We start from the raw sequence: 15,321 nt of genomic DNA, 5'->3' as shown, positions 1-15,321 counted from the left end.
TCCGTGGCTGTTTTCCAATACAAAGCGATCAGTGCAGAAGGTAAGCAAACCAAAGGCATTGAAGAGGCCGAAAGTGCCAGACAAGCGCGCCAGCAGTTGCGAGAGCGCGGCTTGATGCCAACTCAGCTGACCGAAGTTGCTGACAATCGCAGCGCCAAAAGTGATCAGGCCAAACCATCATTCCGCAGCCGTTTTCGTGGCAAGATATCAACTACCGACCTGTCATTAATGACACGTCAACTGGCGACGCTAGTGCAATCCGGCTTACCGATTGAAGAGAGTTTGCATGCAGTTGCCCAGCAGAGTGAAAAACAACGTATCGCCAGCATGATTATGGCGGTGCGAGCACGCGTGTTAGAAGGCCACTCGTTGGCTGACAGTTTACGCGGCTTCCCACAGATCTTTGACGAATTGTTCTGCGCCACTGTTGCTGCGGGCGAAAAATCAGGCCATTTGGATGAAGTGTTAAATCGCTTGGCCGACTACAACGAAAAGCGCCAAGACACCCGTGGCAAAGTCATTCAAGCGCTGGTTTATCCCATTGTTCTGACCGTGATTGCCATTGGCGTCATTAGCTTATTATTAGCCGTGGTCGTGCCTAAAGTTGTTGAGCAATTTTTGCATATGGGCCAGACCTTACCTTTGGCTACTCGGATTTTAATTGGCGCCAGTGATTTCGTTCGTGACTACGGCATTTTTGTGCTTGTTGGCATCATGCTTCTGGCGGTTGCTATTCAGCGTATCCTAAGTATTGAACGTCAGCGCTTTCGCTGGCATCAAGTGCAGTTGAAATTGCCTGTTGCCGGTAAGGTAGTGCGCGGTTTGAACACCGCCCGATTTGCGCGCACTCTGAGTATTCTCACCGCCAGTGCTGTGCCGTTACTGGATGCAATGCGGATTGCCGGTGATGTATTGCTTAACTTGCAAATGAAAGAGGCGCTGCGCAAAGCATCCGACCGAGTCCGCGAAGGTAGTAGCCTGCGAGCGTCGCTGCAAGAAACCAAATTATTTCCGCCAATTATGCTGCATATGATCGCCAGTGGTGAGAAGAGCGGTGAGTTGGAGCAGATGTTGGGGCGTGCCGCTGATAACCAGGATCGAGAATTTGATAGTGCAATGACAATTGCGCTTGGGCTGCTGGGGCCTTTAGTTTTGGTGGCGATGGCTGCCGTGGTTTTATTTATTGTTGTAGCTATCCTACAGCCGATTTTAGAAATGCAGAATTTGGTTGGGCTTTAACCCAACAGGAGGAACATATGCGTTGTTATAACTCTCAGGCCAAGCACCTCAAGCAGGCAGGTTTTACCTTGCTTGAAGTGATGGTGGTGATCGTCATTCTCGGCATCATGGCAAGTATGGTGGTGCCACGCTTGTTGGATAGCACTGAAAAAGCTGCGACTCAAAAGGCGGTTTCTGATATCGCTAAGCTCGAAGAGCTTCTCGATATGTACAAACTTGATAACCATCGTTATCCAACCACTGAGCAGGGGTTAGAAGCGCTAATTTCTGAGCCTTCGGTAGACCCCGCGCCGCGGAACTATCCAAAAAATGGTTATGTTCGCCGTTTGGAAAAAGATCCCTGGGGCAATGATTACCTCTACCTCAGTCCAGGTGAGAACAGTGAAGTAGATATCTATACCCTAGGTGCCGATGGTGAAGAAGGCGGTGAAGGTGCCAATGCCGATATCGGCAACTGGAATCTACAAGATTTTCGGTAATTCTGATGCTTAGAAATCGTTCCGCTGCGCAATCGGGCTTCACCCTGATCGAAGTATTGATCGTGGTGATGATCATTGCATTTGTCTCCGGCGGAATGATTTTAACCCTATCTGGCGCCGGTCCCGACACACTGCTTGAGCGTGAAGCGCAGCGCTTCCGAGTGGCGATGCAAATGGCTACTGACAGGGCCATGTTGACCAGCGAAGAGCTGGGCTTGATGGTCACTGATGAAGGGTATGAGTTTGTCCGCTGGAATGATACCGAGTGGCAACCGCTTGCAAACAACAAAGCACTGTTACCCCATGTCGTTGATGCCAATATTGGCTTGAAGCTTGAGCTCGAAGGACTGCCATGGGAACAAGAAACACTGTTTGAAAGCGATGGTCTGTTTGAGGACATGTTCGCTGAGGAAGATGAAGAAGAAATAATTCCGCAAGTGTTTATCTACAGCTATGGCGAGTTTAGCGATTTTAGCTTGGCATTCAGCTGGAAGCCGCTGGAAGACGAGCAACCTGAAACCGTCACTGTTTGGGGACAAGCCGATTCAGTGACGATAAAGATCGAAGAGGACGAGTAATGCGTCAGCGTGGCTTAACCTTAATCGAAGTGTTGGTTGCTCTGGCGATATTTAGTTATGCAGCGGTCAGTTTGATGGGGGCTAGTTCGCAAAGCCTTCGTTCGCAGTCTGTGTTAATGGAAAAGAATATTGCTAGCTGGGTCGGCCAAAATCAGTTGGCAGAGTTTATTTTGCGCTATAAGCCTGCGACTAAAAGTCAGGGCAAAATGACTGGCAAAGTGACCATGTCGGAGCGCGATTGGTACTACAAAATATCGCTCAACGATGGCGGTAGCGATTATCTTCGAGGCGTCCAGGTTGACGTCAGTCTTGATGAAGATGGCGAGTATGTCATCGCATCGGTTACTGGCTTTGTGGAAAAACCATGAACCAGCGCGGCTTTAGCTTACTCGAGATTTTGGTGGCCGTTGCCATTTTTAGCATTATTGGTATTGCTTCATATGGCACCCTAACCACGGTGCAAAAGGCTGATGTCCGCTCGCAGCAGTATGCCGATGATTTTGAACGCTTGCAGCGCGCCTTGTGGGTAATGGAACGTGATTTCATGCAGGCCACCGTGAGGCAAGTGCGGATTGATGGCGATGCGCCGTCAACGGTATTGTTTGCGCATACTCGCGGTCGCGGTGAAACCGATAGTGATACCGTGGCGTTTACTCGGGCGGGTTGGTTGAATCCGTTTAATCAGTTACCTCGAGGTGAAGTTCAAGGAGTGGTTTACCGAGTTGAGGAAAACCAACTGCAGCGCTTGCATACGCTATACCCTGATCAGGCAACCGGTATTGAGCCTCATACTCGAGTGCTGATTGAAGACATTGAGTCGTTTAAGGTTCGTCTTTATGTCGGGGATAGCTGGGTAGAGAACTGGAATAAAGAACGGGCGCTTCCAAAAGCGGTGGAAGTGACTGTGACCAGCAAAGCATTTGGCGCGATCAGACGGGTGTTTCTGATGACAGGAGCGAAGCTTGAACAAGCACCAACAACGACCTAGTGGTGGTTTAAGCTCGCTATCAAGCCACCGCGGTGTCGCTCTGATCACTGTGTTATTAGTGGTGGCTCTGGTGTCGATGATCGCTGTTGATATGAGTGAGCGGTTACGGCGTCAATTAACTCGCACCAGCACATTAATGAGCTTGGATGCAGCTAAGTGGGTCAATATTGGTGCCGAAGGCTTTGCTCGTAAGATTTTGCGACAAGATTTTGATGATAGTTCTGATAAAACTCATCTTAGCCAGTATTGGGCAAGTGGCGAGGTAACTGCGCCATTAGAAACTGGTGCGATATTTACCGGTGAACTGACTGATATGCGCAGTTGTTTCAACTTAAACGGTGTCCGTGCACAAGAAGCTGAGTTAGCTCAGTTGCAGCAAACCGGTGAACGGCCGTTGGCAGCAAAGCAGTTTTTAGCGCTGCTAGAACAACTGGAAATTGACAGCTATCAAGCTGAAATTATGGTTGATTCGTTAACCGATTGGCTTGATGCCGATGACTTTGTGAATCAAAGCAGTGGCGCTGAAGACAGCGAATATCAAAGCCGCATTAAGCCCTACCTAGCCGCCAATAGTGCGCTGGTTGATTTGGGTGAACTGCGCGCAATCAATGGTTTCAATCAGGCTGCTGTCGATCGCATATCGCCTTTTGTGTGTGTTGTTCCATCGAGCAACCAGTGGTTGCTGAACGTCAATACGGTTGAGCAGCCCGAACAATTTGTCGCGGCGTTTAGCCCCAATATGACGCTTTCTCAAGCTCAGCAGTTAATGGACGATAGGCCTCGAGATGGCTTTGATGACATTGATGACATGATGAGCTCGCAAGCTTTTGCTGGAATCGAGATCCCAGCCCAAGTGAAAGCTGGATTAACGGTATTGTCGGATATGTTTTTGTTGAAAGCGGAAACTCGATTAGAAGACGGTACCAAACTGCGCACCGAAGCGCTGTTAAAACATGATAGTAATAACTGGACGGTGATCAGCCGTCGGTTTGGAGGACGAGTTGAACGAGTTCTTGATAGTGAGGCTGGCGAGTCACAGTGATCAGGCCATGCAATGGCTGGTTTGGTCGCAACGTGAACAAGAAGTCATCGCCTCAGGGGAGCTGGCAGGTGCCGACAAGCTGCATGAATTGCAGACTTGGTCAGCCGATCGCGAAATAATCGCGCTAGCGCCAATGCACGATTGCGGCTTGGCGGAGCTGCCAATGCCGAAAAAAAATCGTCGCCAAGCAATGGCTGCATTGCCATACATGCTCGAAGATGACATAGCCCAAGACATTGATGACATTCATGTCACCATCACCGATCAAAGCGCAGCAGATCAAGTGGCTGTTTGCTATGTCGCCCATCAGAAAATGGATTTGTGGTTATCCTGGCTGCAACAAGCAGAGCTTGCCGTTGGCAAAATCGTACCGGACGTACTGGCGTTACCTGATGCCACTGAGCAATGGCAAGCGGTCTCGTTGGGTTCACAGTGGTTGATTCGGCAAGCGCCAAATCAAGGTGTACTGGTGGATGATGATCATTGGTTGCAGAGTTGGTGGCGCCAAGTGACATTGCCTGAAGCAGGGATGGTAAGTCATACGCCTTGGCCGGCCGAACTTGACTCTGAAAATGTTGATGTTGAATTGGCCGAGCTGCCACTGTTGGCATTGGTCAATGGCGCGATCAACAGCAAGGTCAATCTCCGCCATGGCGATTATCGGATTCGGATCAAGCGAGCTCAAACCGCTTGGCGGCCATGGCTACACGTTGCTTCATTGGCTGCTATTGCGCTGGTGTTGTATCTGTTTAATGTTGCGCTCCGGGTAAGCGAACTGAATCATCAGGCCGATCTAGTTCAAGCCGAAGTGGTGCGCACCTATCAGATCGCTTTCCCCAATGAAAAGCGGGTCAACAATCCAAGAGCGCAAATGCGCCAGAAGATAAAGCAAATCGGTGGTGCCAGCGGCCCATCAGAAGGTTTTTTGAGTGCTTTGCATGATGTTGCTGAAGCTTATCGCTCGGTCAACGGCTTGGAGATACGTTCATTACGCTTTGACGCCAAACGACAAGAACTCAGAATTCAGGCCTCAGGCAAGGATTTTCAACAGTTTGAACAGTTTAAGTCCGCTGTGACCAATGGCTATCAAGCTGAGGTTGGAGCATTGAATTCAACCAATGGACAAGTCAGTGGTACTGTGACCATTCGGAGAGTGTCATGATTGAAAAATGGCATCAATTACAGCAACGAGAGCGGCGTCTGTTGATCGCTATGGCTGCCGCCATTTTTGTGTTGGTTTTTTATTTACTGATTTGGCAGCCTTTGCATAATTCTGTCGCTGCCAGCCAGCAACGCCTGCAAGCTCAGCAAAATACACTGGAATGGATGCGTACCAGTGTCAGTCGGGTGTTGTTGTCGCGCTCGGCGACCGCCAAATCGAGTGCTAAGGTGTCTGGTAGTTTGAGTCAACGAGTCAATCGTACCGCCAGTCAGCATAAAATTAAGTTAAGCCGCATTCAGCCACAAAAAGATGAGTTGAGTGTCCGCATTGATAAAGCCGAGTTCAATGCCTTGTTGGCTTGGCTGCAGACGCTACAACGTCAGCGCGTGGAAGTAACGTCTATCGATCTGAGCCGAGAAGATGAGGTCGGCATGGTACAAGTCCGTAAATTACAGTTGAGAATTATTGAATGAGCCGTTGGTGGTTAATAGCCTTTGCGTTGGTAATGTATTTGGTTTTTGTTGTTGCAACCTTACCTGCCCAATTCGGCTTATGGTTAATGCCTGCACCGAACAATCTTCATGTTGGAAAAGTGTCTGGCTCTATCTGGCAGGGCCAAATCGGTGTGGTTCATTGGCAGGGTAAGATCATCAAAGATGTCCATTGGGATATCAATGTCGGCCAATTACTGCTCGGGCGTATTGAAGCCGATATTGTCGCTGGTCAGGACATGACCAGCGATATCGCCATAACTGGCACGGCGGGGATGAGCTTTTCTGGCTGGTACGCCGATGATATCGAGTTAGCGATGCCCGCAAGCGTGGCCGCTGAACTGTCGCCATTGCCGCTGCAAGTTGAGTTGGAGGGCATGATTGATGCTCAGATCACCGTGGCTTCACAGGGCTCTCCTTGGTGTTCGGAGCTTGAAGGCGTCGTTACTTGGCGCAATCCAAAAGTGATTGCTGCGGCGTTGGGTAACCCCTTTAAGCTTGATAATACCCGCGCCCAATTAAGCTGCGTTAATGGTGAAGTCGTTGCCAAGGTTGATGACGATAAGCAGGTAATGGGGTTGGAAGTATCAGCAACGTTGGCGGCCACTAGTTATTCGGTGTCTGGCACTATCAATCCAGGTCCTCAGTTCCCTCCGGGTTTTGAGCAAGGACTAATGTTTGTTGCGACGCCAATTAGCAACAACAGTTATCAAATCGAACTCGATGGCAGTTTGTAGTCTCGTGAACTTTTTAACTTGATGCTGCGGATAGCTGAGTGTTCGTTGCTCAAGACGCCGTGAAATCATCCTTGATGGCTCAACTGCCGCATCCCTGCGGCAGATGCTATCCCACCGAACACTCAGCTATCCTCGCCTCGTAAACTGTTTTGTGACGGTTAGTCGTGAAAACTATCCAATCAAATCAAATCGATTTGATATCAGCTAGCAAGGTGTTGAAATCACCCACTGATTCAAACTCATCAATGGTTCGTGCTGGCTGTTTGCTATCCGGATTGGTGACTGCTAGCAAGTGACCGATGCCAAAGCGCTGGGCCGAGCGGAGCACCGACAAACTGTCATCAACAAATAAGGTCCGCGCCGGATCAAGCGAGTGTTCATCCATGACGCGTTGCCAAAGCGATTGATGCTCTTTTGGCGCGCCGTATTGATGACTCGATAGCAGGGTGTCAATGAGCTCGCCAAGGCGAGTGTGCTCAACTTTAAGCGCTAGACTGTCAGGGTGGGCATTGGTCAGTAGCATGACCCGCCGGCCGCTGGCTTTGAGTGCGCGCAAAAATGGTTCTGCGTCACTGCGCATCTGAATCAAGTGCGCTATCTGACGTTTCAATGGCATCAGGTCGATACCTAGATGTTGATTCCAATAGTCAAGGCAATACCATTGCAGCTGCCCTTGTAGTTTTTGATATTCAGATTTGAGATACGTTACTGCTTCAGCCTCAGAGATGTTGCGGTGCTTGGCATAGCAACGGGGTAAAAACTCAAGCCAGAAATGATTGTCGAAATAGAGGTCGAGCAGGGTGCCGTCCATATCGAGTAGTACGGTATCGATTGATGACCACTTAGGCATAGTACTGGAATCTTTTTCAGGAATTGGTTGTAATGAGGGCACCCTATCATTTCGAGCTCGGCAAACCAACGCATGTCAGAAAAGGATTTACCTCAGTTAAAACTACCGCTAATCCATCAGCGAACTGTTGTTGCCAAAAGCCGTATGTTTGAGATCGAAACCATCGATCTTGAGTTTTCCAATGGTGCTCGCCGCCAGTATGAGCGTATGCGAGGCAGTGGCCGCGGGGCTGTGATGGTTGTGCCTGTGACCGATGCCCGTGAATTTCTGCTGATTCGTGAGTATGCTGCCGGTACTGAGCAGTATGAGTTGGGCTTCCCAAAAGGATTGATTGATCCGGGAGAGCAGGCAACTGAAGCAGCCAACCGAGAACTTCAAGAAGAGGTTGGCTTTGCCGCCGACGAGTTGATTTCGCTCAAACAGATCACTTTAGCGCCGGGTTATTTTGCGGCCAAGATGGATATTTTATTGGCTCAAGATTTATCACCTTCGATACTTGAGGGCGATGAGCCGGAACCATTGGTGATTGTAAAGTGGCCTATTGACGATTGGTGCAGCTTGCTTGACTGGCCGGAATTTAAAGAAGCTCGGAGTGTTACCGCATTGATGCTTGCGGCACGTCATTTGGGGCTTTGGAGTTAAACTAAACAGCATAAGGATGATTAAATGAAGTTGGAGCAATTGTTGGAATCAGTGATGACCATCGCCGTTGATGCGGGGCAAGCCATCTCTGAGATATATGATTCCGGCGATTTTGAGGCCTTAGAAAAAAGCGATCAAACCCCAGTCACTACTGCTGACTTGGCAGCAAACGATGTGATTCTGAAAGGTTTGAGCCAACTTCCTGTTGATTACCCGATTCTGTCGGAAGAATCCGAACATATCCCTTACAACCAACGCTCTCATTGGAACCGTTATTGGTTGGTTGATCCGTTGGATGGCACCGGAGAGTTTATTCAGCGCTCCGGCGACTTTGCTGTCAACATTGCCTTGATTGAAGCTGGCGTGCCGATCATGGGGATTATTCATGCTCCTGTGAGTGGCGTTAGCTATGCAGCGATTCGAGGTCAGTGTGTTTTCCGTCGCGACCCCGATGGTACCGACACACCAATTCATTCTCGCTCGCTAAAACCGAAAGAAGAAAAGCTACGATTTGCCATTAGTCGTCGGCAAAAACTCGACTTAATCACTCAATGTTTACCTGCCGGCGTGAATGCTGAGTTTATTCCATTTGGCAGCAGTACGTTGAAAAGTTGCATGGTCGCCGAAGGTAGCGCCGATTGTTATCTGCGCATTGGCCCGACAGGCGAGTGGGACACGGGCGCGGCGCAATGCATTGTTAGCCAAGCGGGTGGTGCGGTGATGACCATGGGGCTCGAGCCGTTGACCTATAACCAACGCGAGAGCTTTGAGAATCCCAACTTTATGGTGGTGGCCGATCCTGATTATCGGTGGGGTGACATCATTCGCAGCCACTAGAGCCTGTTGATCTTTGCTGCAAAAACACACACCAAAGACCAACAGGCTCTAATAAAAATGCTGAGCAACAAAAAAGGCCTGCAACTGCAGGCCTTTTTAATGCGCATTTGCTAAAACAAGCGGTTCAATCCATTGAGAGCAGCAACCCGATAGGCTTCGGCCATGGTTGGGTAGTTAAATGTCGTGTGAGCAAAATATTCAATGGTGTTACCACTGCCTTTTTGTTCCATGATGGCCTGGCCAATGTGAACAATTTCAGCTGCCCGCTCACCAAAGCAGTGAATCCCCAAGATTTCTTTGGTTTCACGATGAAACAGGATCTTCAAGGTACCAACCGGTTGGTCGGCAATTTGCGCGCGAGCTAAGTGTTTGAAGTGAGCTCGGCCTACTTCGTAAGGTACTTTGCTTTCAGTAAGCTGCTGCTCGGTTTGACCGACTGAGCTGATCTCAGGAATGGTGTAAATACCGGTCGGAATGTCGGCAATCAAATGAGTGTCGCTGTGGCCCTTGGTCATGGCATCGGCGGCAATCCGGCCCTGATCATAGGCGGCGCTGGCCAAACTAGGATAGCCAATGACGTCGCCAACGGCGTAGATATTGTCGACATCGGTGCAGTAGTGAGTATTAACCGCTAATTGGCCTCTGGAATTTGCTTCAAGGCCGACAGCCTGCAAGTTTAACTTATCGGTGTTGCCGGTGCGGCCATTGGCAAACAAGAAGCAATCGGCACGCATCCGCTTACCCGATTTCAGTTCCATCACCACGCCAGTTTCATCACCAACCACGGACTCATATTCTTCGCAATGACGAATGTTGGCGCCGTTATTTCGCAAGTGATAACTCAGAGCGTCGGAGATCTCGGCATCGAGAAATGACAGCAAGGCATCACGGCTGTTGATCAGTTCTACCTTGTTATTCAAACCGCGAAAAATAGAGGCATATTCGCAACCAATGACGCCTGCGCCGTATATGATGACGTTACGAGGATCATGCTCAAGATTGAGGATGCTATCGCTGTCGTAAATGCGTGGGTGATTGAAATCGATATCTGCAGGCCGATAGGGTCTTGATCCCGTCGCAATGACAAACTGTTTGGCGGTGATTTGATCAACATTACCATCGGCGCGCGTGACGTTGATGGTGTAGCGATCAACAAAATTGGCTTCACCATGAATGACATCGACTCGATTGCGTTCATAGAAGCCGTGGCGCATACGGATTTGTTTGCCAACGACGCCTTGAGCATGTTGCAAAATATCCTTAAAGGTCAGATGGAGGTTGTCTTGGCGATTGGAAAACAGCGGGTTGTTGTTGAACTCAGTGAGGCGCTCAACGCTGTGGCGCAGTGCTTTAGAGGGGATGGTGCCCCAATGCGTACAACCACCGCCGACATCACTGTGACGCTCAATGACGGCAACATGCTGACCTTTTTTGGTCAAGTTCATTGCCGCACCTTCGCCTCCAGGGCCGGTGCCAATAACAATGGCGTCGTAGTGAAAAGAGGTTGGTTTGGCGGTTGAAGAGTCTGGTTGTTTGCTCACGTTCAGCCCTGCTAGTTGACGTATCCATCAGAAGTATGGGCAGTTTAGCAGGACTGAAGTTGAAAGCCGAGTGATCAGGCAGGTGCTAAATTGGTCACCTCTGCCATCAATAGTTGCCAACGGCGTTGATGATCGGCAACCGCGCGCTTGAGCTTATCGAGCCTTAGTTGTAGTTCTTGGCGTTCTTGTTGGTAGCTATTGGACAGCTTGTCTTTCTTTAGCTGTAACAGTTGCTTGCGTACAGCATAGTACTCCTGAGTGCCTTGCAGCAGACGGTCATACTCGTGTTGTAGCGCGTCGCGCCAGCGTTCGGCATGGATGCTAAGCGATATTTTGCTATCGAGTTTGAGTTTCTGCATATCCAGCTTGGCTTTCATGATCCGCTCTGCTGGCGCAGTGCGAAGATTGCTCGCCAATTTCAGCTTCGCCATGGTCCAGATAAACCATTTACTTGGATCGAACTGGTACCAACGAATGCCATTGCGGTAGTCGTATTCAAACAAGTGATGGAAGTTGTGGTATCCCTCACCGTAAGTAAGCAGTGCTAACCAACCATTGTCGCGAGCGGTGTTTTTTTCGGTGTAGGTCCGCTTGCCCCATACATGGGCCAATGAGTTGATAAAAAAGGTAAAGTGATGACTGGCGACAAGGCGCAACACGCCGATCAACAAAAAGCCACCGATGATGTCACCTAATAGCCATCCCAAGACTACTGGAATACCTAGGTTTAATGACCATGTTAGCAACCAATAATTGCGATGCTGCCACATGACAATTTTGTCTTTCTGAAGATCGCGACAATTACTGTAGTCGTGATAGCGCATCGGTTGGTATTCACGCAGCATCCAACCGATATGGCTGTACCAAAAGCCTTTTGTTGCCGCATATGGGTCTTTGTCGCCGTCATCGACATGGCGGTGATGGACACGATGATCGGAGCTCCAATGCAATGCGCTGTTCTGTAATGCGAATGCACCTCCGATAGCTAGAACAAAACGAACAAACGGGTGTGCGTTGAAAGTTTTGTGTGCCCATAGGCGGTGATAACCGACTGTAATCGACATGCCGCAATAGCCTAGGCATAGCACTGCTGCGACCCATAATCCATAGCTATATCCGTAGGTTATGCCGTACCAGGGGACGATCGTTAGGGCCGCAATAAAGGTGCTGGCAAAGAGGATGTTAGTCGACCAAATTAGTTTAGGTTTAGACATTGTATTGTTTTTTCAGCGTACAGGTGTACGCAAATTAAACCCGAGCTTGGCAGTAGGATCAAGTAACAAATTTGCTTTTGTTTGACCCCATGGCTGTTCCCAGCCCAGATAAATAGTAGAATTGCCCGAGCAATCATAACTTTGCATGGGAACTGTGAATGTCAGGTGTTCGCGCACAGCAAAAAGAAAAGACGCGTCGGGCGATTATCGACGCGGCATTTAGTCAATTAAGTGCCGAGCGCAGCTTTTCTGGTCTAAGTTTGCGCGAAGTGTCTCGCGAGGCGAACATTGCGCCAACGTCTTTTTATCGCCATTTCAAAGATATGGACGAGCTTGGCCTGACCATGGTGGACGAAGGTGGTTTGGCACTGCGCCAGCTGATGCGCAAAGCTCGCCAACGAATTGCTGATGGTGGCAGCATTATTCGTACCTCGGTCGAAACGTTTATGGAATTTGTTCAACATCACTCCAACGTTTTTCGTCTGTTGTTACGAGAACGCTCAGGCACTTCGGCTGCTTTTCGAGCAGCGGTGAATCGAGAGATCCAACACTTTATTGCCGAGTTGGCTGATTACCTGGAAGACTATGGCAAGTGCTCTCGTGAGCTTGCAGTGATGGAGGCTGAGGCAATGGTGACATTGGTTTTCAATGCTGGCGCCGAGGCGTTGGACTTACCCGCTGCGGCACGTAAGCCGCTGGCGGAGCGGGTGATCAATCAATTACGGCTAATTGCCAAAGGGGCGGCGGCGCTCAAGCACGACCGCCGATTTTCTGAATAGCTTTACTTTTCGGTAAGCCAAACGCCCATTTCAGCGTGATGGGTAAATGGGAACTGATCGAACAACGCAAGCTGCTCGACTTGGTACTTTTCTGTTAGGCGCAGCAAGTCGCGATGCAAGGTATCCGGATTACAGGATATATAGAGTACCCGCTTAAAGTTCATTGCCATCTCACGCGTTTCGTCATCCAGCCCCGCTCGGGGTGGGTCGACGAACAATGTGTCGAGTTGGTAGCTTTTCAAATCAATCCCTTCCAAACGACGGAAGGTGCGATCGCCACGCCATGCTTGGGTAAATTCTTCACTCGATAGACGAATGATATTGAGGTTATTGATGTTATTGGCTGAAATATTGTGCTGTGCAGAATCGACCGACGGCTTAGCTATTTCAGTGGCCAGTACTTGACGGAAATTGGCCGCCAGCGGAATCGAGAAGTTACCGTTGCCGCAATACAGCTCAAGCAAATCACCGCTAATGCCTTGAGTGCAGTTTTGCGCCCAACTCAACATGTGTTCGCAAACAGCCGCATTCGGTTGCGTGAAACTGTTTTCGACATGGCGATAATGATAGTCACGACCATTGACGGTCAGCGTTTCATTGACGAAGTCGCGATCCAGAATCAGTTTTTGTTTGCGAGCACGGCCAATAAGAAACACTGGAAAGTGTTCTCTCAGTACTGTTTGCAACTGTTCGGCTTGCTCAAGCCAGTATTCATCCAACTGCTTGTGATAAAGCAAGCTGATTAATAGCTCGCCTTGCTGGCTTGACAGGTAGTCGATTTGAAACAGCTTACGGCGCAGGATGTCGTTGCCTTTAAGATGTTCAATTAGCAAAGGCATCGCTTGGTTAATTAGCGCAGAAGCGGTGTTGAACTGATCAACACGGTATTTCTGCTTGCTCTGCTGATCAAACATGATGTGGTACAACTCATCACCATCGTGCCAGACTCGGAACTCGGCACGCATCCGATAATGTTGCGCCGGCGATTTGAACACTGTCATCGGCACATTACCAAATTCGGTAAATTGTCCGCTCAAGCGAGCGACTTTTTCATCAAGCTGTTGCTGATAGGAGAGTTGATCTGACATAGTTTGATCCGAAAGCGAAAACGGGCCGATTGTAGGGGTTAGTTTATAACTGTCCAGTTTTTGCGCCGATTTATTATGTTTCTGAAGGCTCACCGCATTGCGCAACCAAAAAATCATCGTCTTTGATTCCGGTCTTGGCGGCTTAACTGTTTGGCAGCACATTCGCGCCTTAGCACCTGATCTTGAGTGTCATTATGTTTTTGATAATGCGCTGTTTCCCTACGGCGAACTGGAGCAGGACGTACTCAATCATAGAGTCTCTACTATTCTCGCCAGTCAGTTGACGGCCATTAAGCCCGATGCCATCGTGATTGCATGCAATACCGCAAGTACCTCGGTGTTAGCTCAGTTGCGGCACAGAATTAAAGTACCCATCATCGGTGTCGTACCGGCGATTAAACCTGCAGCGGCGAGCAGTAACAGCAAGCACATGGCGTTGCTGGCAACACCTGCAACGGTGAATCGAGATTATACAGACCAATTGGTCGCTGATTTTGCCGCCGACTGCCAAGTCACTAAGCTAGGTATTGGTGATTTGGTACAAATGGCAGAACATTACTTGCTCAATGGTGAAATTGATATCAAGCGACTGGCACAACTACTTGAGCCAATCCGAAGTCAATCAACTATCGATACGCTGGTGTTGGGCTGCACCCACTATCCGTTGTTAGCATCGCCCATCTCTGAGATCTTGCCGGGGATTCGATTGGTAGACTCAGGTTATGCAGTTGCTCGCCAAGTGATCAGGCAGTTAGCTCGCGAATTGGATGAAGTAATGTATGAGCCGGTTGATGGCTTTTACTATTCGACCGCAGCGGTTGCTGATCCGGATCTGTTGCAACAAGCAATGAAGGGATTTGGCTTAAAGCAGGGCAGATTGATTAATCTGCCCTAGAGAGTTGTTATTCTTGTTCGTTCTTGTTTTTGGCTTCGCGGACTTTTAGGTTGCGTTGCTGAAAGTCGGCATCATTGAGAGCCTTAATCGCAGCATCGGCATCACCTTCTGCCATTTCAACAAAACCGAAGCCCCGGCGCTTGCCAGTCTGACGGTCTTTCATCAATCGAACAGAAAATACCTTACCGTGTTGCGCAAACAAATTGCGAACGGCTGCTTCGTTTGCACGATACGGCAAGTTACCGACATACAAGGTTCGCATGCTTTGTTCTGCGGTACTTTGATTACTTCTTACATTGGCTACGAACGCAGTAATAAGCGCAGCAACTAATGCAATGATGGCTGTGGTCCAATCTGGAGCGAGGTAAGCGCTAATTGCCGGAAACGTAATCTTGGCGATGATCGCCAATATGAGAGCTGTTCCAACAGCAGTTAGCGTGCGTCTCATTTGCACTGAAGAGGTCATTGTTATTATCACCTAAATTGCAGGTTTGAAATATTAAGGCTCTGAGAGCTACTGAAGTCGTTAACGGAACACGAGTTTACAAATAAACAACAGCGACGTAACAAAAAGCTCCCAGAATTGACCACATTATCGGCAGTCAGAAAAAAGTTATAGATTGGTGCTTGACTCTGTGAGCTGTATCTCTAAAATGCGCCTCCACTGCTTCGGGGCAACGGCAAACTTCTAAAGTTTCAAACTTTCTCGAAGCACTCAATCAACCAGGCTCTTCAAATAACGATGAGCAGCGATTTGAA

The 15,321-nt window shown here is 49.1% G+C and carries 18 protein-coding genes; 13 read left to right on the top strand and 5 right to left on the bottom strand.

Annotation, left to right across the window (positions count from 1 at the left end; translation table 11 throughout):
• The first annotated feature begins 3 nt into the window (after nt 1–3).
• Genes gspF through CBE68_RS17045 form a run of 9 tightly spaced genes read left to right on the top strand, consistent with a single transcriptional unit; the run spans nt 4 to nt 6,716 of the window.
• Nucleotides 4–1,239 (top strand): type II secretion system inner membrane protein GspF, encoded by a 1,236-nt coding sequence (gspF, locus tag CBE68_RS17085; RefSeq protein ID WP_087507374.1) that lies wholly within the window; start codon nt 4–6, stop codon nt 1,237–1,239.
• Nucleotides 1,240–1,256: 17 nt separating this feature from the next.
• A complete protein-coding gene (gspG, locus tag CBE68_RS17080) occupies nt 1,257–1,718 on the top strand; it encodes a type II secretion system major pseudopilin GspG (RefSeq protein ID WP_087507372.1) in 462 nt (153 codons plus the stop codon).
• Nucleotides 1,719–1,723: 5 nt separating this feature from the next.
• Nucleotides 1,724–2,296, top strand: a complete 573-nt coding sequence (gene gspH, locus CBE68_RS17075) for a type II secretion system minor pseudopilin GspH (RefSeq protein WP_087507370.1) — start codon at nt 1,724–1,726, stop codon at nt 2,294–2,296.
• Entirely contained in the window at nt 2,296–2,664 is a 369-nt protein-coding gene (gene gspI / locus CBE68_RS17070) for a type II secretion system minor pseudopilin GspI (protein WP_087507367.1), read from the top strand. The genes gspH and gspI overlap by 1 nt, the downstream gene beginning before the upstream one ends.
• Complete coding sequence (gspJ, locus tag CBE68_RS17065) at nt 2,661–3,284, top strand: type II secretion system minor pseudopilin GspJ (protein ID WP_087507365.1); 624 nt, start codon at nt 2,661–2,663, stop codon at nt 3,282–3,284. The genes gspI and gspJ overlap by 4 nt, the downstream gene beginning before the upstream one ends.
• Nucleotides 3,259–4,326, top strand: coding sequence for a type II secretion system minor pseudopilin GspK (gene gspK / locus CBE68_RS17060; protein ID WP_087507363.1), 1,068 nt, complete (start codon nt 3,259–3,261; stop codon nt 4,324–4,326). Before gspJ ends, gspK begins: the two co-directional genes overlap by 26 nt.
• Entirely contained in the window at nt 4,286–5,488 is a 1,203-nt protein-coding gene (gene gspL / locus CBE68_RS17055) for a type II secretion system protein GspL (protein WP_158100654.1), read from the top strand. Before gspK ends, gspL begins: the two co-directional genes overlap by 41 nt.
• Entirely contained in the window at nt 5,485–5,961 is a 477-nt protein-coding gene (gene gspM, locus CBE68_RS17050; RefSeq protein ID WP_087507359.1) for a type II secretion system protein GspM, read from the top strand. The genes gspL and gspM overlap by 4 nt, the downstream gene beginning before the upstream one ends.
• Nucleotides 5,958–6,716 carry a type II secretion system protein N gene (locus tag CBE68_RS17045; RefSeq protein ID WP_087507357.1) on the top strand — a complete coding sequence of 253 codons (759 nt, stop codon included), beginning with the start codon at nt 5,958–5,960 and terminating at the stop codon, nt 6,714–6,716. The genes gspM and CBE68_RS17045 overlap by 4 nt, the downstream gene beginning before the upstream one ends.
• A 184-nt stretch (nt 6,717–6,900) precedes the next feature.
• Here CBE68_RS17045 and yrfG read toward each other — a convergent pair whose 3' ends face one another.
• Nucleotides 6,901–7,566, bottom strand: a complete 666-nt coding sequence (gene yrfG / locus CBE68_RS17040) for a GMP/IMP nucleotidase (protein ID WP_087507433.1) — start codon at nt 7,564–7,566, stop codon at nt 6,901–6,903.
• A 72-nt stretch (nt 7,567–7,638) separates the two neighbouring features.
• On the opposite strand from yrfG, the gene nudE reads away from it, so the two are divergent.
• A complete protein-coding gene (gene nudE, locus CBE68_RS17035; RefSeq protein WP_087507355.1) occupies nt 7,639–8,208 on the top strand; it encodes an ADP compounds hydrolase NudE in 570 nt (189 codons plus the stop codon).
• Nucleotides 8,209–8,232: 24 nt separating this feature from the next.
• The gene (gene cysQ, locus CBE68_RS17030; protein ID WP_087507353.1) at nt 8,233–9,045 is read left to right on the top strand and encodes a 3'(2'),5'-bisphosphate nucleotidase CysQ; all 813 of its coding nucleotides are present in this window, start codon (nt 8,233–8,235) and stop codon (nt 9,043–9,045) included.
• A 110-nt stretch (nt 9,046–9,155) separates the two neighbouring features.
• Here cysQ and sthA read toward each other — a convergent pair whose 3' ends face one another.
• Together sthA and CBE68_RS17020 are read right to left on the bottom strand one after the other, a co-directional pair.
• On the bottom strand, nt 9,156–10,586 hold the full coding sequence (gene sthA / locus CBE68_RS17025) for a Si-specific NAD(P)(+) transhydrogenase (RefSeq protein WP_087507350.1): 1,431 nt from the start codon (nt 10,584–10,586) through the stop codon (nt 9,156–9,158).
• Between the two features lie 74 nt (nt 10,587–10,660).
• Nucleotides 10,661–11,800, bottom strand: a complete 1,140-nt coding sequence (locus tag CBE68_RS17020) for an acyl-CoA desaturase (RefSeq protein ID WP_087507348.1) — start codon at nt 11,798–11,800, stop codon at nt 10,661–10,663.
• Nucleotides 11,801–11,958: 158 nt separating this feature from the next.
• Here CBE68_RS17020 and fabR point away from each other — a divergent pair, with 158 nt between their 5' ends.
• A complete protein-coding gene (fabR, locus tag CBE68_RS17015; RefSeq protein WP_087507346.1) occupies nt 11,959–12,579 on the top strand; it encodes an HTH-type transcriptional repressor FabR in 621 nt (206 codons plus the stop codon).
• Nucleotides 12,580–12,581: 2 nt separating this feature from the next.
• Here fabR and trmA read toward each other — a convergent pair whose 3' ends face one another.
• A complete protein-coding gene (gene trmA, locus CBE68_RS17010; RefSeq protein WP_087507430.1) occupies nt 12,582–13,667 on the bottom strand; it encodes a tRNA (uridine(54)-C5)-methyltransferase TrmA in 1,086 nt (361 codons plus the stop codon).
• 97 nt (nt 13,668–13,764) lie between these two features.
• Between trmA and murI the strand changes: the two genes are divergently transcribed.
• Complete coding sequence (murI, locus tag CBE68_RS17005) at nt 13,765–14,562, top strand: glutamate racemase (RefSeq protein ID WP_087507344.1); 798 nt, start codon at nt 13,765–13,767, stop codon at nt 14,560–14,562.
• Between the two features lie 7 nt (nt 14,563–14,569).
• Here murI and CBE68_RS17000 read toward each other — a convergent pair whose 3' ends face one another.
• Nucleotides 14,570–15,028 carry an RNA recognition motif domain-containing protein gene (locus tag CBE68_RS17000; RefSeq protein WP_188708297.1) on the bottom strand — a complete coding sequence of 153 codons (459 nt, stop codon included), beginning with the start codon at nt 15,026–15,028 and terminating at the stop codon, nt 14,570–14,572.
• Nucleotides 15,029–15,321: the final 293 nt, after the last annotated feature.

It is taken from the genome of Neiella marina (assembly GCF_002165625.1).
Lineage (GTDB): Bacteria > Pseudomonadota > Gammaproteobacteria > Enterobacterales > Neiellaceae > Neiella > Neiella marina.
This window is presented reverse-complemented; position numbering and strand designations above follow the sequence as displayed.